At 38.3% G+C, this 25,271-nt stretch carries 24 protein-coding genes; 10 read left to right on the plus strand and 14 right to left on the minus strand.

Annotation, left to right across the window (positions count from 1 at the left end):
* Window positions 1–361 precede the first annotated feature (361 nt).
* Window positions 362–1,084 (plus strand): acireductone synthase, encoded by a 723-nt coding sequence (mtnC, locus tag R3E32_24800; GenBank protein MEZ4887971.1) that lies wholly within the window; start codon window positions 362–364, stop codon window positions 1,082–1,084.
* 126 nt (window positions 1,085–1,210) lie between these two features.
* Here mtnC and R3E32_24805 read toward each other — a convergent pair whose 3' ends face one another.
* Window positions 1,211–2,131 (minus strand): M48 family metallopeptidase, encoded by a 921-nt coding sequence (locus tag R3E32_24805; protein MEZ4887972.1) that lies wholly within the window; start codon window positions 2,129–2,131, stop codon window positions 1,211–1,213.
* Between the two features lie 143 nt (window positions 2,132–2,274).
* Here R3E32_24805 and R3E32_24810 point away from each other — a divergent pair, with 143 nt between their 5' ends.
* From R3E32_24810 to R3E32_24820, 3 genes are all read left to right on the plus strand, one after another.
* The gene (locus R3E32_24810) at window positions 2,275–2,604 is read left to right on the plus strand and encodes a cupin domain-containing protein (protein ID MEZ4887973.1); all 330 of its coding nucleotides are present in this window, start codon (window positions 2,275–2,277) and stop codon (window positions 2,602–2,604) included.
* A 91-nt stretch (window positions 2,605–2,695) separates the two neighbouring features.
* Window positions 2,696–5,272: a transglycosylase domain-containing protein gene (locus R3E32_24815; GenBank protein ID MEZ4887974.1), complete on the plus strand. Its 2,577-nt coding sequence runs from the start codon at window positions 2,696–2,698 to the stop codon at window positions 5,270–5,272.
* A 191-nt stretch (window positions 5,273–5,463) separates the two neighbouring features.
* Window positions 5,464–7,968 (plus strand): transglycosylase domain-containing protein, encoded by a 2,505-nt coding sequence (locus R3E32_24820; protein MEZ4887975.1) that lies wholly within the window; start codon window positions 5,464–5,466, stop codon window positions 7,966–7,968.
* 256 nt (window positions 7,969–8,224) lie between these two features.
* Here the strand turns inward: R3E32_24820 and R3E32_24825 are convergent, their stop codons facing one another.
* Both R3E32_24825 and R3E32_24830 read right to left on the minus strand, forming a co-directional pair.
* Entirely contained in the window at window positions 8,225–8,728 is a 504-nt protein-coding gene (locus R3E32_24825) for a DOMON domain-containing protein (protein MEZ4887976.1), read from the minus strand.
* A 54-nt stretch (window positions 8,729–8,782) separates the two neighbouring features.
* Window positions 8,783–9,217, minus strand: a complete 435-nt coding sequence (locus R3E32_24830; GenBank protein MEZ4887977.1) for a MarR family transcriptional regulator — start codon at window positions 9,215–9,217, stop codon at window positions 8,783–8,785.
* A 152-nt stretch (window positions 9,218–9,369) separates the two neighbouring features.
* Here R3E32_24830 and R3E32_24835 point away from each other — a divergent pair, with 152 nt between their 5' ends.
* Window positions 9,370–10,197, plus strand: a complete 828-nt coding sequence (locus tag R3E32_24835) for a tetratricopeptide repeat protein (protein MEZ4887978.1) — start codon at window positions 9,370–9,372, stop codon at window positions 10,195–10,197.
* Between the two features lie 135 nt (window positions 10,198–10,332).
* Here R3E32_24835 and R3E32_24840 read toward each other — a convergent pair whose 3' ends face one another.
* The 4 genes from R3E32_24840 to R3E32_24855 form a co-directional block, all read right to left on the minus strand.
* Window positions 10,333–10,590: an antibiotic biosynthesis monooxygenase gene (locus R3E32_24840; protein ID MEZ4887979.1), complete on the minus strand. Its 258-nt coding sequence runs from the start codon at window positions 10,588–10,590 to the stop codon at window positions 10,333–10,335.
* A 549-nt stretch (window positions 10,591–11,139) separates the two neighbouring features.
* Window positions 11,140–11,688, minus strand: a complete 549-nt coding sequence (locus tag R3E32_24845) for a hypothetical protein (GenBank protein ID MEZ4887980.1) — start codon at window positions 11,686–11,688, stop codon at window positions 11,140–11,142.
* A gap of 11 nt (window positions 11,689–11,699) precedes the next feature.
* A complete protein-coding gene (locus tag R3E32_24850) occupies window positions 11,700–12,293 on the minus strand; it encodes a sigma-70 family RNA polymerase sigma factor (GenBank protein ID MEZ4887981.1) in 594 nt (197 codons plus the stop codon).
* Window positions 12,294–12,378: 85 nt separating this feature from the next.
* A complete protein-coding gene (locus tag R3E32_24855; protein ID MEZ4887982.1) occupies window positions 12,379–13,110 on the minus strand; it encodes a nucleotidyltransferase family protein in 732 nt (243 codons plus the stop codon).
* 167 nt (window positions 13,111–13,277) lie between these two features.
* On the opposite strand from R3E32_24855, the gene trmD reads away from it, so the two are divergent.
* The 4 genes from trmD to R3E32_24875 all read left to right on the plus strand — a co-directional run bounded on the left by trmD (window position 13,278) and on the right by R3E32_24875 (window position 17,601).
* On the plus strand, window positions 13,278–13,967 hold the full coding sequence (trmD, locus tag R3E32_24860; GenBank protein ID MEZ4887983.1) for a tRNA (guanosine(37)-N1)-methyltransferase TrmD: 690 nt from the start codon (window positions 13,278–13,280) through the stop codon (window positions 13,965–13,967).
* A 285-nt stretch (window positions 13,968–14,252) separates the two neighbouring features.
* Window positions 14,253–15,350, plus strand: a complete 1,098-nt coding sequence (locus tag R3E32_24865; protein ID MEZ4887984.1) for a M42 family metallopeptidase — start codon at window positions 14,253–14,255, stop codon at window positions 15,348–15,350.
* A 113-nt stretch (window positions 15,351–15,463) separates the two neighbouring features.
* Window positions 15,464–16,504 (plus strand): cytochrome c, encoded by a 1,041-nt coding sequence (locus R3E32_24870; protein MEZ4887985.1) that lies wholly within the window; start codon window positions 15,464–15,466, stop codon window positions 16,502–16,504.
* A 38-nt stretch (window positions 16,505–16,542) separates the two neighbouring features.
* Entirely contained in the window at window positions 16,543–17,601 is a 1,059-nt protein-coding gene (locus R3E32_24875) for a nucleoid-associated protein (protein MEZ4887986.1), read from the plus strand.
* Window positions 17,602–17,607: 6 nt separating this feature from the next.
* Here the strand turns inward: R3E32_24875 and R3E32_24880 are convergent, their stop codons facing one another.
* Window positions 17,608–18,399, minus strand: coding sequence for a hypothetical protein (locus tag R3E32_24880; GenBank protein ID MEZ4887987.1), 792 nt, complete (start codon window positions 18,397–18,399; stop codon window positions 17,608–17,610).
* 93 nt (window positions 18,400–18,492) lie between these two features.
* Window positions 18,493–18,849: a hypothetical protein gene (locus tag R3E32_24885; protein MEZ4887988.1), complete on the minus strand. Its 357-nt coding sequence runs from the start codon at window positions 18,847–18,849 to the stop codon at window positions 18,493–18,495.
* 131 nt (window positions 18,850–18,980) lie between these two features.
* Between R3E32_24885 and R3E32_24890 the strand changes: the two genes are divergently transcribed.
* A complete protein-coding gene (locus R3E32_24890; GenBank protein ID MEZ4887989.1) occupies window positions 18,981–19,388 on the plus strand; it encodes a VOC family protein in 408 nt (135 codons plus the stop codon).
* 7 nt (window positions 19,389–19,395) lie between these two features.
* Here the strand turns inward: R3E32_24890 and R3E32_24895 are convergent, their stop codons facing one another.
* The 5 genes from R3E32_24895 to R3E32_24915 all read right to left on the minus strand — a co-directional run bounded on the left by R3E32_24895 (window position 19,396) and on the right by R3E32_24915 (window position 25,259).
* Complete coding sequence (locus R3E32_24895; GenBank protein MEZ4887990.1) at window positions 19,396–19,941, minus strand: DUF3124 domain-containing protein; 546 nt, start codon at window positions 19,939–19,941, stop codon at window positions 19,396–19,398.
* Window positions 19,942–20,493: 552 nt separating this feature from the next.
* Entirely contained in the window at window positions 20,494–21,510 is a 1,017-nt protein-coding gene (locus tag R3E32_24900; GenBank protein MEZ4887991.1) for a glycoside hydrolase family 43 protein, read from the minus strand.
* A 22-nt stretch (window positions 21,511–21,532) separates the two neighbouring features.
* Window positions 21,533–22,999, minus strand: coding sequence for a glycoside-pentoside-hexuronide (GPH):cation symporter (locus R3E32_24905; protein MEZ4887992.1), 1,467 nt, complete (start codon window positions 22,997–22,999; stop codon window positions 21,533–21,535).
* Window positions 23,000–23,072: 73 nt separating this feature from the next.
* The gene (locus R3E32_24910) at window positions 23,073–24,215 is read right to left on the minus strand and encodes an endo-1,4-beta-xylanase (GenBank protein MEZ4887993.1); all 1,143 of its coding nucleotides are present in this window, start codon (window positions 24,213–24,215) and stop codon (window positions 23,073–23,075) included.
* Between the two features lie 57 nt (window positions 24,216–24,272).
* Entirely contained in the window at window positions 24,273–25,259 is a 987-nt protein-coding gene (locus tag R3E32_24915; protein MEZ4887994.1) for an aldo/keto reductase, read from the minus strand.
* Window positions 25,260–25,271 lie beyond the last annotated feature (12 nt).

Consider the following 25,271-nt stretch of genomic DNA (forward strand, 5'->3'; position numbering starts at 1 on the left):
CAATAGATTTGGGTGGATTTAGTCACTTCGGGATGCGGAGAGCATTTGTTCTCCGCTCTCGTTGTGCAAATCAAAAAAGCCCTTAAGTTCTTGTTTACGCAAACAAGCATACATACATCTCTACTTATAAATTTACCAAATAATAACTCTCTGTTGCCTCAATTTTCAAAGGCAACTTTTTTATTGTAGGTAAATCTCTACTAGTCCTCCAACTATCATCCTTCCCGAATCCATTTACTATAAACGTATTTATTGCGTTTATGGATGTGTACTTTCTACTAATGGGAAATTTTTCTATAGTTTTAAATAAAAACGTGGGAACTGTTTTTATTAAACAAAATTGAAAAAATCGTAGAAGGTTATGATTCATTACATATTGATAGACAAAGTAGGTGCTTTGTCTTCCAACGATTTTCTATTGAAGGTTTTGATGCCTTATGCCAAAGAAAATTTAGCTGATTATATATACAACCACATTCACACAACCTACTTATGGAAATATTTGGCTGAAGCCAAAAAGACCATAACCAAGGAAGAAGGTGCAGAACCTACGAATGGGGAGTTGATAGACATACTTCTTTATTGGATTGATACCCAGCGACAACATCCTGCAATACAGTTTTTGCAATCCGAAATCTGGAGGAAGGGCTACACTACTGGACAATACCACGAACATATTTATGAGGATGTACCCAAGGTACTCAAACAATGGAGTGGAGCAGGTATTCCAGTAGGTATATATACTGATAAAACGATAGAATCCATTCAATCGATATTGGAGCATACACGATATGGAAACCTCAATCCTTATATAAGTAACTGCTTTGACCGAGAAATAGGAGAGAACCATGAAGTCTATACCTATCAAAAAATAGAAAGAGTTTTGGGGATCCCCGCTAATCAGATTTTGTTCTTATCAATTGACGAAATTGCTTTAAATACAGCAAAAATGGTAGGATTAAAAACCATTCAATTCCTAAGACCTGGAATACAACCTACTCATAAACATCAATATGTCAAAGAATTTTCGCAAATAAATATACTGCATGAATTAAGAAATATCAAATCAATTTCCAGAAAATAGGGTTATCATTATTGCTTTTCGCCTTTTGTTAACCCAAGAACCCTCTTCAAGAACCCTCTTACACAAACCATGGAAAAATATAAGGATATGGTTTTCACCTTCAATAGTTGAAGCCGTATCCTTTTCTTATTTCATACACCACTCATCTTCATATTTTACCTGATAAAAAGACGATAACTCCTTCAAATTTTTGCCTCCCATATATCGAGGGCTGTGTTCATTCTGATGCCACCAAACCTTTGCTTTCCCCATAAACCTTGCCTTTCGAATAGGTAAAGGAGGATGGGAAGAAAAATAATCACGCAAAACATTCAACTCCTTCTCATTGTGCTGTATCATTTCATTATCATGAAGATACTTTTCTAACTGCCCAAATGCACCTCCCACTCCACGAGGATCGTATTTTGTTTGTAGCATCAATGAATACGCATATTCATCCGCCTCATTTTCTTGTGTTTTGCTATAAGAATGTCGCAATAAAACCGAATTGGCAAAATCAGCCAGTTTTCCCAAAGGTTTTGCTTCTATCTTCTTCGATGCCAACTCGTATTTCACCGCATCCAAACAATGTCCTTTTTCGATATGTCCCATTTCATGCGCCAAAACCGAAACCAACTGCGCCTCATTCTCCATAATATCCAAAAGTCCATTGGTTACCACAATAATTCCTCCAGGCAAAGCAAAAGCATTGGGCATAGATGAATTCCATAAAAACACTTGATAGTCAAATGTCTTTTTCTTATAAATTTGCAGACTATCCATTAGATAATTGAGGTACACAGACTTCAAACTATCGGCTTCACCATAAGTGCCATGTATATAATTTACTGCAATTGCTTCGCCGTACAAGGCTTCATCTACATCCTTGATAGACATCATTTTACCAAGTGTATGGTCAATTGCTTTGATTGGTTTGCCCACTCTTTCAAAAGCAGGAGCAAGTGTAACATTCACAGGAGGTTGTATTTTTTGTAAGTATAAAAATACAATCAAAGTACCGCCAATAAATGTCAGCAAGAATAAGGTCAAGAAGCGGAATTTGGACATAGCGAAATAGTATAAATCGAGTCAAAAAAAAATAAAAATAAGCATTTTAATTTACCTTCGTAGGTGGATAGTCAAAAAAGGAATTGAATTTATCTCTCCAATCAAAGCTACTATTTGTATCACCATCAAATAAATGCACATACATGAACTCCAAAAAAAATATCTTCCATCTTCCACCAACTTCAAAAGAAGAACTTTTTGAAACCCTACTTCAAAACACGGAAAGAGATATACTCATAGAGCGCATTATTTCAACAGGGCAAACAACCCCTGAAAACGAATGGTATGACCAGACAAAGTCCGAATGGGTCGTATTGTTGCAGGGAAAAGCAACTTTGTTGTTTGATGATACAGATGGCGAAACAATGAAATTGAAGGAGGGAGATTCGGTTTTCATTGCAGCTAGGCGCAAACATCGGGTGATATACACCAGTATAGAACCGCCTTGTATTTGGCTTGCCGTTCATTTTTAAATTCCTCTAACGACCCCTAAACATTTCCCCTACTCATAGCTTTTAATGTAATATCTTGGTATCTTTGTGCTTTATACCAAAAAACAATAATTTGGAAGCATTCTTATTAAAATTGCAGAAATTAAAAGCCTTCATCCAACAAAAGTTACAATACTTTCAGGAGAATTACCCCCGACTTGCTAAACTAACAAAAGGTATAGCTATTGCGATGCTTGTTGGGTGGATATTGGTGGTAGGCTTAATTTTGGCTGTTTATTTTGAAGCCTTTGAAAAACTTCCACATACAGTAGATTTACAACAGATTGACAATGCACAAGCCTCCGAGATTTATGCAGAAGGCAATGTATTGATTGGCAAATATTATGTCGAGAACCGTACTTCAATGACCCTCGACAATATCTCACCCAATGTGATCAATGCTTTGATTGCTACTGAAGATGTACGTTTTTACAAACATGGAGGCATAGATTTCATTGGTTTGATTCGAGTTGCCTTCAAGACCCTTTTGCTACAAAAAGAAAGTTCAGGCGGAGGTAGTACCATCAGCCAGCAATTGGTCAAAAATTTATATCCACGACAGAGACATGGATTGTTTACACTACCTGTCGGGAAAATCAAAGAAATGATTGTTGCTCAACGCATTGAAGCAATGTATCCCAAGGATAAAATATTGGAATTGTACCTCAATACAGTTCCATTTGGTGGTAATGTGTTTGGTATTGAAGCGGCTGCAAAACGATTTTTCAGGAAAACAGCAGGAGATTTGCAAGCACAAGAAGCTGCTTTGTTAATCGGAATGTTGAAGGCTACTACTTACTACAATCCCCGACTTCACTCAGAACGTGCCAAAGACAGAAGAGATGTGGTTCTTGGGCAGATGGCAAAATACGACTATCTCACTGCCGAAGAAGCTGAAAAATACAAGGCTCTGCCACTGAAACTCAACTATACAAGTGAAAATCACAATGAAGGATTGGCCACCTATTTTAGAGAGCAACTTCGATTAGAGTTGGTGGAATGGTGCAAAAAACACCTCACACCAGATGGTCGTCGTTACAATCTTTATACCGATGGTCTGAAAATTCATACAACTCTCAATGAAACCATGCAAAGGATTGCAGAAGAAGCCGTTGAAGAACACATGACTGAGCTTCAAAACATCTTCAACAAGCATTGGGATGGCAAAATGCCGTGGGGAAATGATACCGATTTGGTGGATTTGGCAGTGAGGAAGTCGGATAGGTACAGTAATTTGAGAGCATCGGGATTATCACCAGAAGATGCTTTGAAGACCTTTGAAGTACCCCGTGAAATGAGCATTTTTCATTGGGAAGGCAATCGAGATACCGTTTTGACTCCTTTGGATTCCGTCAAATATTACATTCAATTTTTACATGCAGGTTTTTTGGCGATGCAGCCTTCAACTGGTAAAATAAAAGTATGGGTAGGAGGGATTAAGCACCGTTATTTCAAATACGATCACATCACTTCAACCCGACAAGTAGGTTCTACCTTCAAACCCTTAGTCTATGCAAATGCGCTTGAAAGTGGGATTCCGCCCTGCGAATACATCGAAAACTACCAACGAACCTATGAACTCTACGATGATTGGACACCAGGAAATGCAGATGGAGAATACGGTGGTCAATACTCATTGATGGGAGGTCTGGTCAATTCTATCAATACTGTTTCGGCAGAGTTGATTATGATTTCGGGCATTGACAAGGTAGTAAACCTCGCCAAAGCAATGGGCGTAAAATCAGAGATTCCCGAAGTGCCTTCTTTGGCTTTGGGAACAGCAGAATTGTCACTCATGGAAATGGTGGAGGTGTATGGAACGTTTGCCAATTTGGGTAAACACATTCTCCCTGTTTACTTGGAATGTATTGAAGACCGAAACGGAAATGTAATTGCAAGTTTTGAGGATAGCGTAGCACCTGCCGATACGTTGGCATTTTCGGAAGCTACGGCGTATGAGATGCAAAGAATGTTGCAAGAAGTGACCAAAAGAGGAACAGCAACAAGGCTGCGAACTAGATACAAATTGTGGACAGACATTGCAGGGAAAACAGGTACAACCCAAGACCAGACAGATGGGTGGTTTATGGGCTTTACACCTGATTTGGTGGCTGGTGTGTGGGTAGGAGGTGCGGACAACCGTGTTCGTTTCCGAAGTTTGAGCATGGGACAGGGAGCAAGTACTGCATTACCTATTTTCGGTAAATTCTTTCAGAAACTCTACGAAACATCAGAATTTAAACCGTGGGAGAAATCTTACTTCAAAGCTCTGCCCGACACCCTTGATTGGGCGATGGACTGTCCGATGTTTATTCCAAGTGACTCTATTTATTACGATACTATTTACTTCGACAACAATACATATAGCATCATTCCTGTCAATACAAGGCATCAGCGAGGTGGCTATATCGTTCCTGGTGTGCAGATTGACAATGGCATCGAATATCGGAATGGGCGCAAATATGCGACTGAACCAATTATTTTGCAGTATGAGCCAGTTTCACCAGAAGCAGATACCTCAAATAACAACAATTATTCTCCTCAAACCAATCCTCCTATCAATGAAGGTCGCAATGAAAATGAGGATGAAGGCGGTAACTTGTTTATTCCTGATTCAGAAGGAGGTAGTTCATCCTCAAATGGCGGTTAATGTATGATAGTCCTTTTCTCTAGTGATTCTCTTCAAAATATTTTAGGAGTTTTTGAACTGAAACTAGGTAAAAGTGCGTTTAAGTATTGACTATCTAAATTATATTACTAATATTTTTGATGCTCGCCAAGACCCAGATAAAATATTGAATATGAGGCTTGATTCCTAACATTGAGCAAAACAAATTACAAGTGGAGACAAAGAACTTATCAGACGATTACGAAGAATTTGCCAAACGTTATCTAGACAAAGTAAAGCCTAAGAAATCTAAGCAGCCAAACAATAACAAACGCTTCAATATCAACTTCAAGAAAATATTGAAGTACTTAGGCATATTTTTTCTGTTGGGTTGTTTTGCCATTTTGATGCTGTATTTCATGGTATTAAGTGGTAGTTTTGGAGAGATTCCCAGTCAAAACGAATTGAAGGCAATCAAAAATGCCAATGCTTCAGGAATTTACACTGCTGACAACAAACTCCTCGGCAAATATTATATTCAAAATCGAACAGAACTTCAATATAGTGACATTGCGCCTTCTGTTGTCAATGCTTTGGTCGCTACTGAAGATGCCCGTTTTTATGAGCACAGCGGCATTGACTATCGCAGCTTGGGGCGTGTGGTGGTAAAAACCATCTTGTTGCAGAAAGAAAAATCAGGTGGTGGTAGCACCATCAGCCAACAACTTGCCAAAAATCTCTATCCCAGACAAGATTTTCCTATCATTGGCATTGTCATCAACAAGATGCGGGAAATGATTGTAGCACAACGATTGGAGGATATTTACAACAAAGAAGACCTACTCACGCTCTACTTGAATACCGTTCCTTTTGGCGGCAATGTGTTTGGCATTGAAGCAGGAGCGCAACGGTTTTTTAATACTTCTGCAAAAAAATTGAAGCCCGAACAAGCAGCCGTTTTGATAGGTATGTTGAAAGCTACAACGAGTTACAATCCCCGCTTGTATCCTGAAAAATCGTTGGCAAGGCGCAATGTAGTATTGGATCAAATGTTGAAATACGGCTATTTGGGGGAAGAGGCTACGGCTGCATTGAAGGAAAAACCACTGGAAATCAACTACAATGCAACAACTCACAATGAAGGTTTGGCAACATATTTTCGAGAATATTTGAGGCAAGAATTGAACAAATGGTGTAAAACCCATCAAAAACCCGATGGAACAAATTACAACATTTACACCGATGGTTTGAAGATTTACACAACAATTGATTCTCGTATGCAAAAATATGCAGAGTTGGCGATGGAAGAACACCTCAAAGATCTGCAAAAAGTGTTTGACGCACACTGGAAAGACCAAAAACCGTGGGGCAAAAATTCGAGTTTGATTGAGTTTGCAGTAAAACAATCTCCTCGATACAAGCAATTGAAAGATAATGGCTTAGACTGGAAAGAAATCAACAAGATTTTTGCTACACCTGTCGAAATGGAGATTTTCACATGGGAAGGAGAAAAAACAACAAAAATGAGTCCTTTGGATTCTGTGGCACATTACCTTCAATTTCTTCATGCAGGACTGCTGAGTATGGAAGCCAAAACGGGCTATGTGCGTGCTTGGGTGGGAGGTATAAATCACAAATATTTTCAATATGACCATGTTACTTCAACCCGACAAGTAGGTTCAACTTTTAAGCCAATTGTGTATGCTGCTGCTTTGGAAAGCGGTAGAAATCCCTGTGAATTTATCGAAAATATTCAAAGAACGTATCCGACTGAAGACAACTGGACTCCTGGAAATGCGGATGGTGAGTATGGTGGTCAATATTCTATGCAAGGTGGTTTGGTGAAATCGGTGAACACCATTTCGGCAGAATTGGTATGGCAAACAGGTGTGCCGAAAACCATCAAATTGGCACACGATATGGGAGTGAAAAGCAAACTTCCTGATGGACCTGCAATTGCGCTTGGTGCGGCAGATATTTCACTGCTGGAAATGGTATCGGTTTACAGCACTTTTGCCAATCGGGGACTTGTGGCAGAGCCTGTTTATTTGCTCAAAATTGAAGATGCTGAGGGTAATTTGGTGGCTGATTTTCGCAAACCTGCCAGCAAAAATTGGGTGCTAAAAAAAGAAACCGCAGACATGATGGTGGAAATGATGCGAAATGTGGTGAATATGGGAACGGCACAGCGATTGAGAGGCAGCAAGTATGGCATTAAAACGGATGTGGCAGGAAAAACGGGTACTACTCAAGATAATACGGATGGTTGGTTTATTGGATTTACTCCTGAATTGGTTACGGGTGTTTGGGTCGGTGGTGAAGCACGACAGATTCGTTTTAGAAGCCTGCAATTAGGGCAAGGAGCAAATACTGCCTTGCCTATTTGGGCGAAATACATGCGGAAAATATATGCAGATGGAGGTTTTGATAAATTGGAGCAGGCTACTTTTGCTAGCTTGAACGATTCTCTGGCTTTTGTGATGGCTTGTCCTATGTTTATTCCCGAATTTGATTCTTTGTTGGTTGAAATCGAACCTGATTCGTTGGGCATAGATCGAGAGACCTTGTTCAAATTGGAACGCCAAAAAGACAAAGACTTGAGAAAAGCAGAAAAGGAGGCTGAAAAGGAAGAAAAACGATTGGAACGAGAACGCAAAAGAGAAGAAAGAAAGGAAGAGGGTAAGGAAAATGTGTTTGACCATTTGCGGAATATATTTGGGAAAAAGAAGAAAGACTAGCACGACAAAAATCAAAAACGTGGTAGTTCTTTAATCACTATTGGGCAAATCAAACTTCAAATATCGTTTATCATACATAGAACCACCTTTTTGATATACCACATAGTTTAGTGCAAATTGTACTAGGTCAGTCACCTTCCAATCATTAGAAGTATCTTTCTTTAGTTGGATAAAGTATTGAATATCAATTCTTTTTCATAAAAATGGTTTGAATAATGGCATTGTTACTATTCAAATATTTGTAGAAATTAAATGATTAAAGAACAATATCAATTGAAGTACGCATCCTTGAATGATGCGAAAAATCGTCTTCTTGGGAGTAGGCTATCAGAAGTGTAAAAGGTTTATCTTTCAGCAAATCATAATGGTATTTGTCCAGCGAATCAGCATTTATAGAAAACCGAATAGTAGTTCCTGAATTATCTTCTTTGCCTTCAATATTCGATAGGTGATTTGTGCCGCCCATGCTTTCTACTGTCTGGTGGTCGCCAAAACCCACGATGTACCGATCGCTAACCGTAATTCCGTTTTCCACTTTGCCCATGATGAGGTTATTACCTACCAATTGTGATGTTTCATTGAAGCCAATCGCTACCCACCCTTTTGTTGGTGCAAAGACTTCAAAATCAACTTTATCACCGTTGATTTGCCAACAGATTTTCATGCCGTTTTTTTCAATTTGTTTCACTGGATTAAAATTTGCAGGTATAGTTGCCATTAATCCATACAAGGTGATTAAAAAAAGAGAGAATGTTTTCATGTTATATTGTTTAATCAATTATTGATACATCAATTTTTAGTGCAAAAAAATTTTCTAACTAAAATTATCGAATATTTTTACCAACATTTTGGAGAGATTATCCAATTCTGCTGCTGCGATGCCCTCCATTCCTTTAGCTCTGATATTAACTGCCAATGGTAAGATTTTACCAATCAATAACTTGCCAGAATCAGTAGTATATAACTCATAGGTTCTTCTATCATTGGGCATACTTCTTCTTTCTACCCAAGTTTTTCGCTCCAAAACATCCAATATTCGAGTGACAGAAGCGGGTTCTTTGAAGCATTTTTTGGCGAGTTCAATTTGATGAATGCCCTCGTTTTCATGGATGCTTTTCAACACTACCCATTGATCACCTGTGAGGTCAATTCCTTCTTTTTTGAAGCAATCATTCTTGTATTTTTTGAATTGCTTGTAGGCTTTTTCCAAGTGAAAAAGGTAAATTTCATTTAAGTTTTGATGCTCCATATTGTTTCGTTGACTTATTAAACGTTGATTTATCAACAAAATTAAAATAAAAAATAGAGACTTCCAAAAAAACTTTTGATTTGCTCTATCCCTACTTCAAATCTCCAAATTTAGCGATATTTGAGGTTTTGAGCGTAAAATCTTCTTTTATAATGAGTGATACTCCGAATTCCTCCAAAAAGAGCAATCCAACCCTGAAAATATTTTTAGGATTGGTTGGTTTTCTATTGCTGTTCTTATTTTTTGTCAATCAAAACAGTCAGTCAGGTGGTGAAAAATCGAATACCACCGCCACTTCAAAATCAACGAATCAAAATCAAACAACTCAACCTTCAACAAATGACCCATTGAAGCGAATGAACGAAGAAGGTGCGGCATTGTTGGAGAACGGAAAATTGGAGGAAGCATTGGCTGTTTTCACCAAAGCTGCAAAAGAATTTCCAGATGCACCCGCTCCACTTCACAACATTGGCATTGTGTATGGTAAGAAGCAAGATTGGAAAAATGCTATTTTGTATTATCAAAAAGCCATTGCATTGAAGAGTGATTTTGAGGCTGCTCATTACAGCTTAGGAGTGGTTTATCAAACAATCAATGAGAAACAAAAAGCAATGGAAGCTTTTGAAGAATTGGTAAAAATTGCGCCCAATGATAAAAAAGGGCATCTACACTTGGGTATTCTCTACGATGAAAAAAGGCAGTTTGATAAAGCCCTGCAACAGTATCGTCAAGCCATTGCAGCTGATCCAAAATATTATACAGCGTACTACAATATTGGCAACACTTTTTTGGAAACCAAACAGTTGGACTCTGCTGCTTTTTATTATCAAGGAGCAATCAAAATAAAACCTGATTATTCAAAGGCTTATGTGAATTTGGCACATGTTCTGAATCAAAAGGGAGATACTGTTACTGCACAGCAGTATTTTAGAAAGGCATTGGAGTTGGACAATTCATTGCAGGATAAGGTGAGGAAGTGAGATTGCTGTGATAGTAATCAGGAATATCAAGAAATGAATTTTAGGAAAATGGGATAAAGAAACGGAGTAACATGTGTTACTCCGTTTCTCTTAAAATTGTGTCTATCTTATTGATTATCCATTGTTTGTTTCTTCCTAGATAATTGTGTGTGGCGCTTCTAATACGCCAGCATCGCCCATTACGGCTTTTAAATCGTCAGTCCCAACGAAGGCTTCGAATTTTTCGATACTTTCCCATGAATTTATAACATAGGCTGTATTGGGTTCATTGTGCAGAGTGCCAATTGAGTAACTAAGCTCACCTGCGGCTTTTCTAATATCTGCAAAACCTTCAAATGCTTCTTTCCATTTGTTGAAATCTTGTACTTTGTGGTACATAAGTGTTTTAATCATGTTCGATTTTTTATTAAAGTTAAAAAAGCTAATATAAGATTTTTGTTTAAATAGTTGTAGTCTATTTTCAATTGACAATAGCATTTTAACTGATGTTCTGTGCAATCGGTCTATTAGTGCACAGTCACTATGAACGATTTGCATTTTTGGGGCAGTAAGTTTGGTGGTGAAACAGTTTAATACTGATATTGGGTAATGATTTGATTAAGAATGTATTGGGTGGCGTCATTTCGCACACGAACTATTTATAGCCTGATTTCTTTTTCTTTTAACTTCCTTCTTTATATTTTATCCGCCAATTCATGTAAAATCGAATCTAGGTCATCAATCATTTCGTTAACTTCTTTTTTTGTTTTGCCTTTGTTTCATGTTAAAAAATTAGAGGGTGAGAATATCTAAAATGAACATTTCTTTTCAAACAATTGAAAGAGATAGGGTTACTAAAGTTTGCTGTCGCCATATTAGGCATCAATAGTGAACTGTCGGATAACAAACTTTAAGCAGTTAGTTGTTTACGATATCACCTTATCATTCCATTATCTGTATATTTTACTGCCTCAAAATTCCTCTGATAGTAAAACTGTCTGCCAACATAGTGGTATGGTAAAAGGTTTTAGGCATTACGATAGCCGTATTGGAATCATTTTGAAGCGGTTGGTTATACATAGCTGTGTCGGGAAAAGCAGCCATTGCCAAACTATCTTGCATGTACTCAAAGTTGTTTTGGAGACTTTGCTCCATGTTGCTACCAAACCAAAAAGCAAGGGTCAACATCGCCAAGGCAATGCCCGAATTCATAGAAGAACGCACTGCAAACAAACTAGCAATGGCTACAAAAATGCTCTCCAGACCATTCCTCACCACTGATTGAGCCTCTAATTTATTTCTCAGATGGCTCTGAATAGCCGCTTTGGGGCGAAGCTTTGGGTTGATAATTGTGGCCTTTGAATAACATTGCAGTAATGCTTGGTATTGCTTGATTTGTGATTCATTGCCCAAATGTTGGAACAGGAAATCTCTTTCTGTCATATCCATTTCCTCAAAGGATTTTTCCTTCAATAGAGGTTCAATATCAAGTATGGTTTGTTTATGTTTCATGTCCGTATTTTTTAATGTTGGTAAGATGGATTATAGACCTCCAATTTTTCTGCAAGGCATTTGGTGATGTAAAACAACCTTGATTTTACTGTACCTTCCGAGCAGTTCATCACCTCGCTAATTTCCTTGATAGAAAAATGTTCTTGATAACGTAGCAAAAAAGTAGTTTGCTTGGTATCGTTCATTTGCGCCAACTCTTCGTATAGCAGCGTTTTGAAAGCATCGCAGTCCATTTGTTTGTCAATGTGTGGCAGTACAATGTCTTCCGATGTCGCATTGAAGTCACCGATATAGGCACTCCCATTTCGGCGAACCTCCAAACGGCGGTACTCATTCTTACACATATTGGAGGCAAGGGTGAAAATCCAAGTCGAAAATCGCCGACTTTCATCAAAAAGATGAGGCTTTTCGACTACCTTCAAAAAAAGGTCTTGCAAGAAATCCTGCGCCTTTTCCTCATTTTTTCCCAACATCCGATAGAAATAATGCAACATTCGCTGACTGTACCTTTCGTAGAGCGTATCAAATGCTTTGGCATCGCCCAAGCGAATCCACTGCATCAATTTTTCATCGTCCGATTTTTTGTATTTGTTTTTAAAAAACATCTTGAAGATTTCGGTGTCTAATTGGCAAATTTCAAAAGGGTTTACACGCCTTGTTGAAGTAGGTTCAATTGTTTGATTAAAAAAGTCAAAATAATTTCTCCGCTTGCGCCAAACTTTCAGGCTTGCCCACATCCAGCCACGTCGAATCGTCACTAGAATAGGCCATAATCGTTTCCGTTTTTGCAGCCTGCAAATAAGTTTCAATAATCGAAAAAGCACTTTCGCCAGCAGGCATGTATTGAAAAATAGCGGGGTTAATCACCTGAATTCCACTAAAAGCCAGTGCATTAGGCTGCAATGACGCTGCAAAATCTCGCACCATTCGCACTTCACCCGTTTTCACATTTTGCCAGCCACACAAACAATCCTTTTCGTCAAACAACAAATACCGAGATGTTTTTCGATTCCGAACCACCAAAGTTGCCAAAGAATTGGTTTGCAAATGTGTCTGATACAAAGTCGCTAAATCAACGTCTGACAAGACATCTACATTGTGTACTAGAAAAGGTTGTTGGTCGTCTGCTGCAAAGAATGCCTGTGCTTTTTGAAGTCCGCCCCCAGTTTCGAGTAAGCAATCGGTTTCGTCTGAAATGTGAATGCTGATGTCAAAATGGTCTTTTGCTTCTAAAAACGATACAATTTGTTTTGCAAAGTAATGAACATTGACTACTATTTCATTGAAGCCAAACTGCTTCAATCGCTGAATGACCATTTCGAGTAGGGGAGTGCCATTGACTTCAACGAGTGCTTTGGGTTTGTGATTGGTCAAAGGACGCAAGCGAGTGCCAAGGCCTGCTGCAAAAATCATTGCTTTCATTTTGTGTGGGGTTTTGAATTTTTAGACAAAAGACACAAGTACAAAGACAAAAGAGGTAGGCATTTGGTTTTGAGCGAAGTATGATTTCAATGTAAATCTACAAAAATCTTTCTGTTCTTTATTACCTTTGCTGCTTACTCAAAACTTCAGCAAATCAATTCCTTTCCATGCAAATAGACATCATCACTGTACTACCTGAGCTTTTAGAAAGCCCTTTCAATCACTCCATTATGAAGCGGGCGCAAGAGAAAAACTTGCTGACTGTTCGATGTCACAACCTCCGAGACTATAGTACCTTCAATCAAAAACAAGTAGATGATTACCAATTTGGAGGAGGCGCAGGAATGGTGATGATGATTGAGCCTATCTTGAACTGTATTGAAGCATTGAAGGCGGAAAGAACGTATGATGAGGTGATTTACCTCACGCCCGATGGTGAACTGTTTGAACAAAAAATGGCAAACCGTTTGTCGCTTTGTGAAAACCTGATTTTGCTTTGTGGACACTACAAAGGCATTGACGAAAGGGTGCGAGAACATTTGATTACCAAAGAAATATCCATCGGTAGTTATGTGCTTTCGGGAGGAGAGTTGGCAGCAGCCATAGTGGTAGATGCACTTGGACGATTGCTGCCTGGTGTTTTGAGCAATGAAACCTCTGCTTTGGAGGATTCTTTTCAAGATGATCTCCTTGCACCACCTGTCTATACCCGTCCTGCCGACTACAAAGGCTGGAAAGTTCCCGAAATTTTGCTGTCTGGTCATGAGGCCAAAATCAATGAATGGCGCACACAGCAAGCATTGAAGCGAACAGAAGAACGCCGACCTGATATCTTCAAAAAATGGAAAAATCAATAGTACAACTTCAAATTCAAAGTATAAACTCAATTGTGAAAACATACTGATTTTCAGACGGTTAGTAGCCTGTTTAGCACAGGGATTTTATCTGCATAATTTAAGTGAAAAGAATGGTAAAAAGTATTTATCACACCAATTGTAAATGTTTGCTTACTAACCTAGTTATCTACAACAAAATGGCAATAAAACACAAACAAAACCGAAAAAAAAATGGTAGATTTGACCAATTTTTTTCGTAAAACCCACGAATGAAAGACACATAACACAAAAATTTTGATAATTAATATGGCTGAATTAAAGAACGTTTTAAGTCCTGAATCCTTAGAGTTTCTTGAAAAGTACCTCAATACATCTTCCCCAACAGGTTTTGAACACAAAGGTCAAAAAGTGTGGTTGGAATATATGAAACCTTATATCGACGAATATCAGGTTGACAACTATGGTACAGTGTATGGTGTAATCAATCCGGGACAAGATTATAAGGTAGTGATTGAGGCTCATGCAGATGAAATTGCGTGGTTTGTAAATCATGTGACGAGTGACGGCTTTATCTATGTGATTAGAAATGGCGGTTCTGATCCTTTGATTGCTCCTTCAAAACGTGTCAATATTTATACAAGAGATGGGAAAGTGGTTAAAGGTGTATTTGGTTGGCCTGCAATTCACCTACGCCATGGTGAAGAGAGTAAAATCACACCAAAAATTGACAATATTTTCATTGATATAGGATGTAGCTCCAAAGAAGAAGTAGATGCCTTGGGGATTCATGTCGGTTGTGTGATTACCTTTGAAGACGAATTTATGACCCTCAATGATCGCTATTTTGTTGGCCGTGCATTGGACAACCGTATGGGAGGATACATGATTGCACAAGTTGCTCGATTATTGAAGGAAAACAACATTCAACTTCCTTATAGTTTGTATGTCGTTAATTCAGTGCAAGAAGAAGTGGGACTTCGTGGCGCACAAATGATTACCGAAACCATCAAACCCAATGTGGCTTTGGTGACTGATGTAGGACACGATACGACTACACCGATGATTAGCAAAATAAAATTTGGTGAATTCAAAGCGGGGTTAGGCCCCCAATTGGCGATTGCGCCTGCGGTTCACAACAAATTTTTGGACTTGATTTTTGAAGCGGCAAAAGAAAATAATATCCCTTACCAACCCGAAGCCAATTTCCGTTCTACGGGTACAGATACCGATGCTTTTGCCTACTCCAATGGAGGTGTTGTTTCTGCATTGTTGACGCTCACACTCAGATACATGCACACAACAGTAGAAATGGTACACAAAGAAGATGTGGAAAGTGTCATCAAACTGATGTATTACACCTTGCAGAAAATTGAAAATAACCATGATTTTCGGTATTTTTCGTGAGTTTATGAATTGCTTGATTGTTAAACGCTATTCATTGAAGTGATGAATCAATATCTAATTAACAATCAAGCAATTCGACAAAATATCCTAACTTTATTAAGCACCTGCAAGCAATGTACAAAGCCATTATTATTCTCGTCTTACTGTCCATCATTTTTTTTTCTGCAACAAGTTTCTCTGATTCCGAAAAAGCAAGACTGGAAGTTCGAGCTTCTTGGGACGGTGCTACACCTGTTGCCGAAATATTGAGGAATCTGGGCGTAGAAGTAGCCAATCATGGTGTCACAAACCTTACTGCTGCAATGGTAGAGCAAGGCAAAGATTTGGTTTTGAAGGGAATCACTATTGCACCGAATGGTAATAAAACCGCCAAACAATCCAAAAATTTTGTGTGTACTCATTGCCACAATGTTCAGAAAGAAGATCCTAATTTGGCATTGCCCAATCCAGAAGATAGACTAAGTTATGCCGATGAAAACGAACTGCCTTTTTTGCAGGGAACGACTTTGTATGGTGTGGTGAATCGAACTTCTTGGTACAATGGGGATTATGAAAAAAAATATGGTGATTTGGTGACACCTGCCCGCAACAATTTGCGGGAAGCTGTACAACTTTGTGCCATAGAATGTTCACAAGGGCGAAAATTGAAGGAGTGGGAATTGGATGCGGTAATTGCTTATTTGTGGACACTTCAATTGAAGGCTGAGGATTTGAATTTGTCAGAATCAGATTGGACGAGATTGAAGGACGGGAAAGCTGATGCGACAACTGGAAAATGGCTGCAACAGCAATATTTTCAGGCTTCTCCTGCTACATTTATTGATGCCTACAATTCTATTGTGGCTTCTGATAAATTAGAAGGCAATCCCGAACGGGGCAGAAGCATTTATGAGTTGAGTTGTTTGCATTGTCACGCACCTCAAACGCACATCACCCAATTCACGCTCGATGATTCTAAGATGACTTTCAGATATTTACGCAACAATTTCGGTAAGTACAACCATGCTTCTTTGTTTCAATTGGCACGTTTTGGAACGAAACCCATGATGGGCTACCGTCCTTATATGCCGAATTATACTTTGGAGCGCATGAGTCACCAACAAATGGCTGATTTGAAGGCGTATATTGAGGTGAGAAGTGATGATAATCAATAAGTTAAAATTAAGGAGAATATAACGAAACAAACAAAAACATGATCAACCTTTCACAAGCTAATTTAGAAAACCTTGTTGTACACAAAGTTGGCAACAAAAGTAGAGAAGAAGGAATTGTTGTCTCAGAAAGTTTATACAAATTTGAGAATGAAGCGGTAAGAGATAGTTTGTTTAGCTATTTTGCGAAGTCAATCGAATCGGAAGAATTTTACAAATTCAGTCATGCCGAGGATTTGAATTTGAATGAAATTTACACCTACGCCAAAAACATCTTTGAAGACGAACAGCGGTTATATGACCAATCTATCAGCATTTTGAAGCACCTATATGAACAAGCTGCACATCCCAAAATCAAAGAAGGGGAATTGTTTGTGGCATATTTGACCGATTGTTTGATTGAAGACGAATTGGTAGATGCAGTAGGCATTTTCAAAGCCGAAAAAAAAGACCGCTACCTTAGCCTGCAAGAGTCAACAGAACAAGGAGGATTGCAAATCCAGATTTCAGAAGGGACGAATCTACGCAGATTGGACAAAGCCTGTATGATTTTCAATACTTATCAAGAGGATGGCTATCGTTTGATTGTGGTAGATGCTTTGAGTCGTAGCAAAACGGAAGCGCAATATTGGCAAAACGATTTTTTGGGTACAACCCGTATTCAAGACGATTCTTTTCACACAGCCAACTACTTGAATTTGTGCAAGGATTTTTGTGAAGAAGTTTTTGCAGAAGTACACCAAGATGACCCCAAAGACCAAGTGGCATTTCTCAACAAATCGCTGGATTACTTCACCAAAAACGAAGCATTTGATTTGGATGATTTCGCCAATGAAGTCATTGAAGAACCCGAGCGCATCAAAGAATTCAAAGCCTTCAAACGGGCTTTTGATGAGGATAAAGGCATTGCAGGAAGTGAAGATTTTGGGATTTCACAAAAAGCGGTGAAAAGTATGAAGCGCAAGTTTAAGAATTTCATCCGCTTAGATACGGGTATTGACATCAAACTCAATTCTGAAACGAGCCATGAGTTTGTCGAAAGAGGGTTTGATGAACAAAGAGGAATGGCGTATTATAAGGTCTATTTTAATCAGGAGTAAAATCAATCACCTCCGTCTTTTCCCCACTCGATTTCGTCCACTTTTCAAGCGAAGCCACAAATACACAACTGCCAGCAAAATCATTATCGATAGCGTCCAAAGAAGTGAATAGTCGGTTTCAATCGGTTCAGTTTCAGTTGAAGTAGGAGTATTTTCGTTTTCAGCCAAGGTATCCATTGCAGTAGGGGTATCTTCACTTTGTTCCTTTTCGATATTTTGTATGGCACTCATTGTAGAAACCAAAAGTGTATCTTTCATGTAGCCCGTTTCAAAACAAACACCTAAATATCGGAAAATGACAAATACCAAATCTGATTGTTCAAAATAATATTGTTCGGCTACTTCAATAGGTTTGTCTTTTTTGAAGCATTGAACGATATCAAATTGATGGTCTGCCAATTGCACCTTTGCAGGAAAGAGTGTGTATTCAAATTGAAGGATGGTGTCATTTACTTCAACGGGTGGGTGCCAATTCACTTTGAGCATTTTATCGGTAATGACATCCATTTTTTTCAGAGGAGTTATACCTTTGGTAATCGGTCCATTGTTGTAGTATTTTGTAGCATCGGCCATCACTTCAATTTCACCCAAACCCAAACGATATGCCCACAATTGTGGAGGAAGCCCTTCTGCATCGTTTTTGTGGCGCACGAATACAACGGAATTTTGTTGGGCATCAAAACCGATAATTTCCAATATTTGAGGGCCGCCTACTGTAGCAGTGCTTTGAGTGGTGAAAAAGAAACTTGTAGAAAGGAAGAATAGAAAGCAAATACATGGTGTTGATAAGGTTTTCATCTTAAAAAGGGTTGTTCGGTCAGAGAATTGATGAGCAGTCAATCAAAATTAACACAATAACTAAAATAAAATTTATCCTTCTATGAGTTTTTTCTACGAAATAGTCTTAACAGATTGATAATCTGATAACAACCAAGTCAAAAATACCGCTACTGCAAAGCCAATATAGAAATTGCGGGCCAAATCTCCTTCTAAACCACCTAAATAAAACGCTACTCCAATTAAGGCAATAGAAACAATTAATTCTATCGTACCGTGTATTTTCAATGGAATGATTTTGAATAATCCATATTCAAAATTGGTTAATACAGTAAGTGTGAGGTGTATTCCTCCTAGAAGGTAGGTGAATAGGCTGGTCGTTTCGGGTAGGCTAAATAAGGTAGGGGATAACCACAAAAAGATTACTACGATGTAGTCAATGATGCCGTGAATTTTAGAAGTAAGTTTCATAGAAAAGGGATTTGGAAATTGAAAATATGTTTTACCAATAATTTAAACAAGATTTTTTCCTATTTGTTAATTTTCCAGTATAGATAAATTGTCTTATCATTGTCAGATTAATAAAAGGGAAAAAAAATAAAATGAATCAACGCATTGCACAGATTGCGCTCGTTGTCAAGGATTATGACGAAGCTATTGAGTTTTACACCCAAAAACTGAATTTCACTCTTATTGAAGATACAATCATGAGCGAAACAAAACGCTGGGTAGTTGTTGCGCCAAAAGGTGAAAAAGGCTGCAATTTGTTATTGGCGAAAGCTGCAAATGAAGAACAAGCTAGTAGGATTGGAAATCAGGCAGGTGGGCGTGTTTTTCTGTTTATGTTTACCGACGATTTTTGGAGAGATTACCACGATATGGTCAAAAAGGGGATACATTTCATCCGCCCTCCAAAAGAAGAGGTTTATGGGATAGTGGCAGTTTTTGAAGATTTATATGGCAATTTGTGGGATGTAATTCAACCATCAAGCGAGAATAGTGCATCGTAAAAAGATGTTATTCAACTATTTTGATGTCCACCCTTTTTTTACTGATAGAAATACCTTCCGTCAAAAAAGAAATGCCTTGTTGCCCATGCGTTGAAATCATCACCCCTTGAAACATGGGGACAAGATCAGGTGAATTGGCTGCCCAGTTGACAATAAAATTTGCACCTGTGCCTCCTGCTTTATCATCTTCTTCAATCACATATTCAATAGATTGCATTGGATTGAGAAAGAGGGCACTGTCAATGTATTGACGAATCATTTGTCCGTGAGAATTATAATAGTCAATGTCTTCAATATAAATAGTGTCGCTAAGGCTCGTATTTCGAATACTCAATGTGGCAGTCAGATTAAACTTCACATCTTTGGTCTTGCTGTAAATATCTGAGTAGATAGGAATATAAACGGTATCCCTATATGCCAATTCAATATTTTTTGTATCTATGTGATTAACATTGATTAAGTTTTCTTCTTGTGTATCCACAATTGGATTTATATCCACACAAGATTGAGCCAAAAAGAAAAGTATGGTAAGATATAAGATAGTATTTTTCATTTGTTTATTCGCTTAATAGAATGACATCGGACTTTGTTACTTACTTCAAAGGTATCAATAGTTCGTGGTAAATTTATACATAAGAATTAAATGCCGAGAACTATTTTTTAAGAATTCGACAAGATATTGAAGTAAAATGATGTTTATTTTTTGTCAAAACACCAAAAAGGAGGTAAAATTAAGCCACCATTTGGTAAATTTCGCACAAATTTCTAACCTTTATATGGGCCTGTTGAGATGATAAGCTACTTTGGCTGAAGAAACAGTAAGACGTATTGAAATGAAAGTCAAGTTTCTGCTTTGACAATACTCCAGTCCTGTAACTACTTAGAATTTTTATCCTTATGCGATTCACGATAGATTGTAAGGCGCAACACTTAAACAAACAGGAAATTACTTCAATAGAAGTCAACACACATTTGATATAGCGTTTTTGCTGAATGTTAAGTAAATAGAAGGACATCTTAGACGCATTCCAATCAGGGAAGGTTATATTAGTTGCTTGCTGATTTGAACTTACATTTAATCTATCAACCCTTCAATTCCATTCCATTAATCATTGTACGGTTCAATTGTCTGGATTGTACCATCTTCATTGTAGGTCAGTTCGGTTACTTTCACCGAGCGCAAGTGTGTAACTCCCTTTGACAAAACAGAATCATGGTAAAATAAATACCATTTATCATTAATTTGGCAAATAGAATGATGAGAAGTCCAGCCTATGACGGGATTCAAAATTCGACCTTGATAGGTGAAAGGTCCGTAGGGGTTTTCTCCTTTTGCATAACAAATAAAATGCGTATCGCCTGTGGAATAAGAAAAATAGTATTTGCCCTTGTATTTGTGCATCCATGAAGCTTCAAAAAACCTGCGGTCATTGTCGCCTGCCAAAAGTGGATAGCCGTTTTCGTCAAAAATCTGAATCTCTCTTGGTATTTCTGCAAATTGCTTCATGTCATTGCTCAGGCGAGCAACGATAGGGCCTAATGCAGGCTCATTTTTTGTAGGTTCTTCATTGTCAGCATGGAATTTGTTGTTGCGGTATTTTTGAAGTTGACCACCCCAAATTCCTCCCCAATACATGTAAAATACACTATCCTCGTCTTCAAAAACTGCGGGGTCAATCGAATAACTTCCTTCAATGGCTTCGGGTTCGGCTATAAAAGTTCCAGTTGGAGAATCGCCTACTGCAACACCAATTTGAAAAATTCCGTCTTTGCGTTTGGCAGGAAAATAGAAATAATATTTGCCGTCTTTGTAAGCAGCATCAGGAGCCCACATTTGGCGTTCTGCCCACGCTACATCCTTGATGTGCAATGCTATTCCATTGTCCACAGTTTCGCTATTTGGACTGTCCATGGACAAAACATGGTAGTCTTCCATTCCGAAATGATCGCCGTTATCATTGAAGGGAATTCCTGCATCAATATCATGTGAGGGGTAAATATAGATTTTACCATTGAAGACATGTGCCGAGGGATCGGCTGTATAAATATGAGTGACCAAAGGTTGTGAAATCGCTTTGGATTGAATTTCATCGTAGTTTGTATTTTCTATGTTTTCAGACATTTTGTTATTTAAGTTAAAAAAATTAGACAATATTCTTTGTTTCCATTCTACGGATTTTCAATTCTGTTTCAATGGTTGTTTCCATTTTTTTGTTGATTTCATAGAAAAACAACAGCGCAATTCCGATAAGAAAAGGTATGGACGGGAAAACACTTACCAACATTTTTGTTCCATGAATAGCACTTTCGGACTGAGTGAAATCGGCAGTTTGATGTGTGACATATCCATACATGCCCAAAGTCCACGTTACCAAAGCTCCTCCGATACTCAATCCTCCTTTGAGTCCCACCATCATGGCCGAAAAGATGATGGCTGTGGCACGGCGGTTGTTTTTCCATTCTGAATAATCGGCAACATCGGCAATCATGGCCCAAAGTAATGGGATGGTAATGCCGTAGAAGAATCCGTGCAAAATTTGAGAACCAAACATAAGTCCAATTGAAGTAGAGGGAAAAAAGTAAAAGAGGAAGATAAAAACAGTAGAAACAAACAAGGCCGCTGCAAAAATATCACGTTTTCCGTATTTATCCGCTAACGGTTTGGATAGGGTAATTCCTACGACCATAAAAATAATTCCGCCTGCATTAAAAAGCCCAAAACCAGCAGAAACTGGATTTTCACCAAAAAAATTGATACCAACGCTGGAAAGGAAATCTAAGATAGGTTGGATGAAACTTTTTAGTTGTTGTTCGCTTACATAATTTTCAAAATAGAATAAATATGATCCCCCTTTCATCGCAAGTGTAATGAAAACCAAAGTGGTAAGCACCAACATAATGACCCAAGGTTTATTTTTAAATAAATCTGCCAAATCTTGCGAGAGAGTTGATTTTTGTTCTGGTTTGGGAACAACTCGTTCTTTGGTAGTCAGAAAAGTAATGATTAACAATATCGTTCCAATGATGGCCAAGTAGGTCATTACTTTTTCAATTCCTATGGCTTTATCACCTCCACCTGCATACTCAATGATTGGATACATAAACACTTGCACAAAGAATTGAGCAACCATAACTGCAACAAAACGGTAGGAAGAAATGCTGTTTCTTTCTCCCATATCACCTGTGATGACCCCACTCAAAGCAGAATACGGTAGGTTGTTAGCCGCATACAACAGCAATAATAGTGTATAAGTCACTACTGCATAAATTACTTTTCCTTTATACGCAAAGTCGGGTGTGCTAAATGCCAGCAGAGATACCACGCCAAGCGGAATGGCCGTCCATAAAATCCATGGTCTAAATTTTCCCCATCTCGTGTTTGTCCTATCTGCAACTGCGCCTATGATAGGATTAAAAATAAAAGCAGCAACAAGACCTACAGTAAGTATGATCACCGATGCATGATTGGCTTCAAGCCCATAAATATCTGTATAAAAGTAGGCCAAATAGGTCATCAAAGTTTGGAAAACAAGATTGGCAGCTAAATCCCCTAAGCTGTATCCAATTTTTTCCTTGACGGACAATTTATGTGAAGTGGTATTTGTACTCATCGTTTTCTTTTATTTAATTGGTTTGTTTTATGTCGTTGAATTTGTAGCATCAAAAGTAGGTGATCTTCAAAACTCATTTTCTGCTATCCTTCAATGCCATAATGCTGTGGTAAGCTTTTTTGGGCTGGAAATCCCTATCAAATAACAAAGGATAATTGGTTCTACCTTTGATTGGCCAACCGTTCAACCACGACTGCCCATCGTTTATTCCCCAAAAAGTGACTCGTGTGATTTTATCTTGATGCTTCAAAAACAGCTTGAAGATGTCTTCGTATCTTTTCGCTAATTGCATTTGAATCGAATCGGGAAGTACTTCTGGATAAGGGTTCATCGTAGGATCACCTTCAAAATTTTGGTTCACATCTGCTCCTTGTAAATCCCAAGGATTCTTCAAAACCGTTACGTCTAACTCCGTAAACATCACCTTCATTCCCAATGTTGAATAAGCCAAAATACTGTTTTCAATTTCTTCAATAGATGGCTCTTTCAAACTCCAATGGGCTTGTATGCCCACGCCATCTATTTTAGCACCACTATCTTGAATTTTTTTCACCAAAGCAACCGCTCCATCTTTTTTAGCGGATTGGCAAAGGTTGTAGTCATTGTAGTACAATTCCAGATTTGGGTCGGCTTCTGCTGCCCATTCAAATACCTGCGCTAAGTATCCTTCTCCCAAGACTTTGAGAAATACAGATTCCCGCAAAGTTCCATCCTCATTCAAGGCTTCATTAACCACGTCCCAACCCTTGATTTTACCTTTGTAGCGTCCAACAATGGTTTGAATATGGTTTTTTAGTTGATTGGCCATTTCGGTACTGTCTTTGATTTGTTCCAGCCACGGCGATAATTGACTGTGCCATACCAATGTATGTCCGACAATAAACATGTTATTTTTCTCTCCCAAAGCCACATATTTGTCAGGTAATTCAAAATTGAAGGTATCCACTTTGGGGTGAATATTCATGGATTTCATGACGTTTTCTGGGGTGATAGAATTGAATTCTCTTTCGAGAACTGCCGAGGCACTGGTATTTTCGCCATTGATTTGCCCCGCATTGACGGCAGCACCTATATAAAAATTATCTTTGTAAGCACTTTTTAGAGAAAGAGGAGTTGTTACAACGGTTTCCGCTTCTTCTTTTTGTATATTTTCTTTGCAAGCAGTGAAAAAAATCAAGAAGGCAAATAACAAATAGAATAGTTTGGTTGATTTCATCTTTATTAACGGTTTAATTGAGAATAATTCTCATGTTTTAATTATTGCCAATCAATTTTACCACAAATGGTGTACTTCTGGCTTAATGTAATCGTTGTAAATGTACGCAATCGATTGCATTAATTCATCTGAAAAATCATGATAATTGTAGGTTGAAAGATTAGAATGTAGTTGTTCTACTCTTGAAGCCCCTGGGATAACAGTACTCACTTCTGCAAACTGCAAAATCCACTTCAATGCAAGCGGAGCTAAGTTTTGGATATTTGGAAAAAGTGCTTTGAGGCGTTCCACAGCTTCCAAACCTTTGTTGTAGGGAATACCCGAAAACGTTTCACCTTTATCGAAAGCTTCACCGTCTCGGTTGAAATTGCGATGGTCGTCTTTTCCAAAAGTAGTGGATTGGGTGTACAAACCTGTCAATAAACCACTTGCCAAAGGTACTCTGGCGATAATACCCACATTTTTTTTTGCCGCTTCTTTGAAAAAAAGTTCGGCGGGACGATGGCGGAACATATTGAAGATGATCTGAACCGTTGCAACATTTTCATATTCAATTGCCTTCAATCCTTCTTCCACTTTTTCTACACTTACCCCCAAGTTGAGGATTTTGCCTTCTTGCTTCAAATCATCGAACAGACCAAAAATTTCAGGACGGTAATATACTTCTGTTGGAGGGCAGTGCAACTGTATCAGATCGAGGACTTCTAAACCTGTATTTTTTAGACTTGTTTCAACGTATTCTCGCAATACTTTTGGGGTGTAATTTTCACTAATGTGAGGGTTGATAAACCGTCCACACTTGGTGGCGACAAATACCCTTTCGCTGCGTTCTCGCACGACTTTACCCACCACTTTTTCACTCATTTGGTCGCTATATACATCGGCTGTATCAATGAAATTGATGCCTTTGTCTATGGCTGTATGTAGTATTTCTTTGGCACTTTTTTCATCGAAGGGTGCGCCCCATCTGCCGCCTACCTGCCATGTTCCGAGTGAAATTTCTGAAATATGGAAAGCCGTTTTACCTAATGTTCTGTATTGCATTTGCTTTTATTT

This window comes from Chitinophagales bacterium (assembly GCA_041392475.1).
In the GTDB taxonomy this organism is placed as follows: Bacteria; Bacteroidota; Bacteroidia; order Chitinophagales; family UBA2359; genus JAUHXA01.

Bases quoted from the DNA above. Each gene is read 5' to 3' on its own strand.
- R3E32_24900 (MEZ4887991.1), bottom strand. From the start codon at position 21,510: ATGTCTGAAAACATAGAAAATACAAACTACGATGAAATTCAATCCAAA.
- R3E32_24895 (MEZ4887990.1), bottom strand. From the start codon at position 19,941: ATGAAAAATACTATCTTATATCTTACCATACTTTTCTTTTTGGCTCAA.
- R3E32_24845 (MEZ4887980.1), bottom strand. From the start codon at position 11,688: ATGAAACATAAACAAACCATACTTGATATTGAACCTCTATTGAAGGAA.
- R3E32_24805 (MEZ4887972.1), bottom strand. From the start codon at position 2,131: ATGTCCAAATTCCGCTTCTTGACCTTATTCTTGCTGACATTTATTGGC.
- R3E32_24840 (MEZ4887979.1), bottom strand. From the start codon at position 10,590: ATGATTAAAACACTTATGTACCACAAAGTACAAGATTTCAACAAATGG.
- R3E32_24855 (MEZ4887982.1), bottom strand. From the start codon at position 13,110: ATGAAAGCAATGATTTTTGCAGCAGGCCTTGGCACTCGCTTGCGTCCT.
- R3E32_24875 (MEZ4887986.1), top strand. From the start codon at position 16,543: ATGATCAACCTTTCACAAGCTAATTTAGAAAACCTTGTTGTACACAAA.
- R3E32_24890 (MEZ4887989.1), top strand. From the start codon at position 18,981: ATGAATCAACGCATTGCACAGATTGCGCTCGTTGTCAAGGATTATGAC.
- R3E32_24870 (MEZ4887985.1), top strand. From the start codon at position 15,464: ATGTACAAAGCCATTATTATTCTCGTCTTACTGTCCATCATTTTTTTT.
- R3E32_24915 (MEZ4887994.1), bottom strand. From the start codon at position 25,259: ATGCAATACAGAACATTAGGTAAAACGGCTTTCCATATTTCAGAAATT.
- R3E32_24835 (MEZ4887978.1), top strand. From the start codon at position 9,370: ATGAGTGATACTCCGAATTCCTCCAAAAAGAGCAATCCAACCCTGAAA.
- R3E32_24825 (MEZ4887976.1), bottom strand. From the start codon at position 8,728: ATGAAAACATTCTCTCTTTTTTTAATCACCTTGTATGGATTAATGGCA.
- R3E32_24905 (MEZ4887992.1), bottom strand. From the start codon at position 22,999: ATGAGTACAAATACCACTTCACATAAATTGTCCGTCAAGGAAAAAATT.
- R3E32_24850 (MEZ4887981.1), bottom strand. From the start codon at position 12,293: ATGTTTTTTAAAAACAAATACAAAAAATCGGACGATGAAAAATTGATG.
- mtnC (MEZ4887971.1), top strand. From the start codon at position 362: ATGATTCATTACATATTGATAGACAAAGTAGGTGCTTTGTCTTCCAAC.
- R3E32_24810 (MEZ4887973.1), top strand. From the start codon at position 2,275: ATGAACTCCAAAAAAAATATCTTCCATCTTCCACCAACTTCAAAAGAA.
- R3E32_24885 (MEZ4887988.1), bottom strand. From the start codon at position 18,849: ATGAAACTTACTTCTAAAATTCACGGCATCATTGACTACATCGTAGTA.
- R3E32_24830 (MEZ4887977.1), bottom strand. From the start codon at position 9,217: ATGGAGCATCAAAACTTAAATGAAATTTACCTTTTTCACTTGGAAAAA.
- trmD (MEZ4887983.1), top strand. From the start codon at position 13,278: ATGCAAATAGACATCATCACTGTACTACCTGAGCTTTTAGAAAGCCCT.
- R3E32_24910 (MEZ4887993.1), bottom strand. From the start codon at position 24,215: ATGAAATCAACCAAACTATTCTATTTGTTATTTGCCTTCTTGATTTTT.
- R3E32_24865 (MEZ4887984.1), top strand. From the start codon at position 14,253: ATGGCTGAATTAAAGAACGTTTTAAGTCCTGAATCCTTAGAGTTTCTT.
- R3E32_24880 (MEZ4887987.1), bottom strand. From the start codon at position 18,399: ATGAAAACCTTATCAACACCATGTATTTGCTTTCTATTCTTCCTTTCT.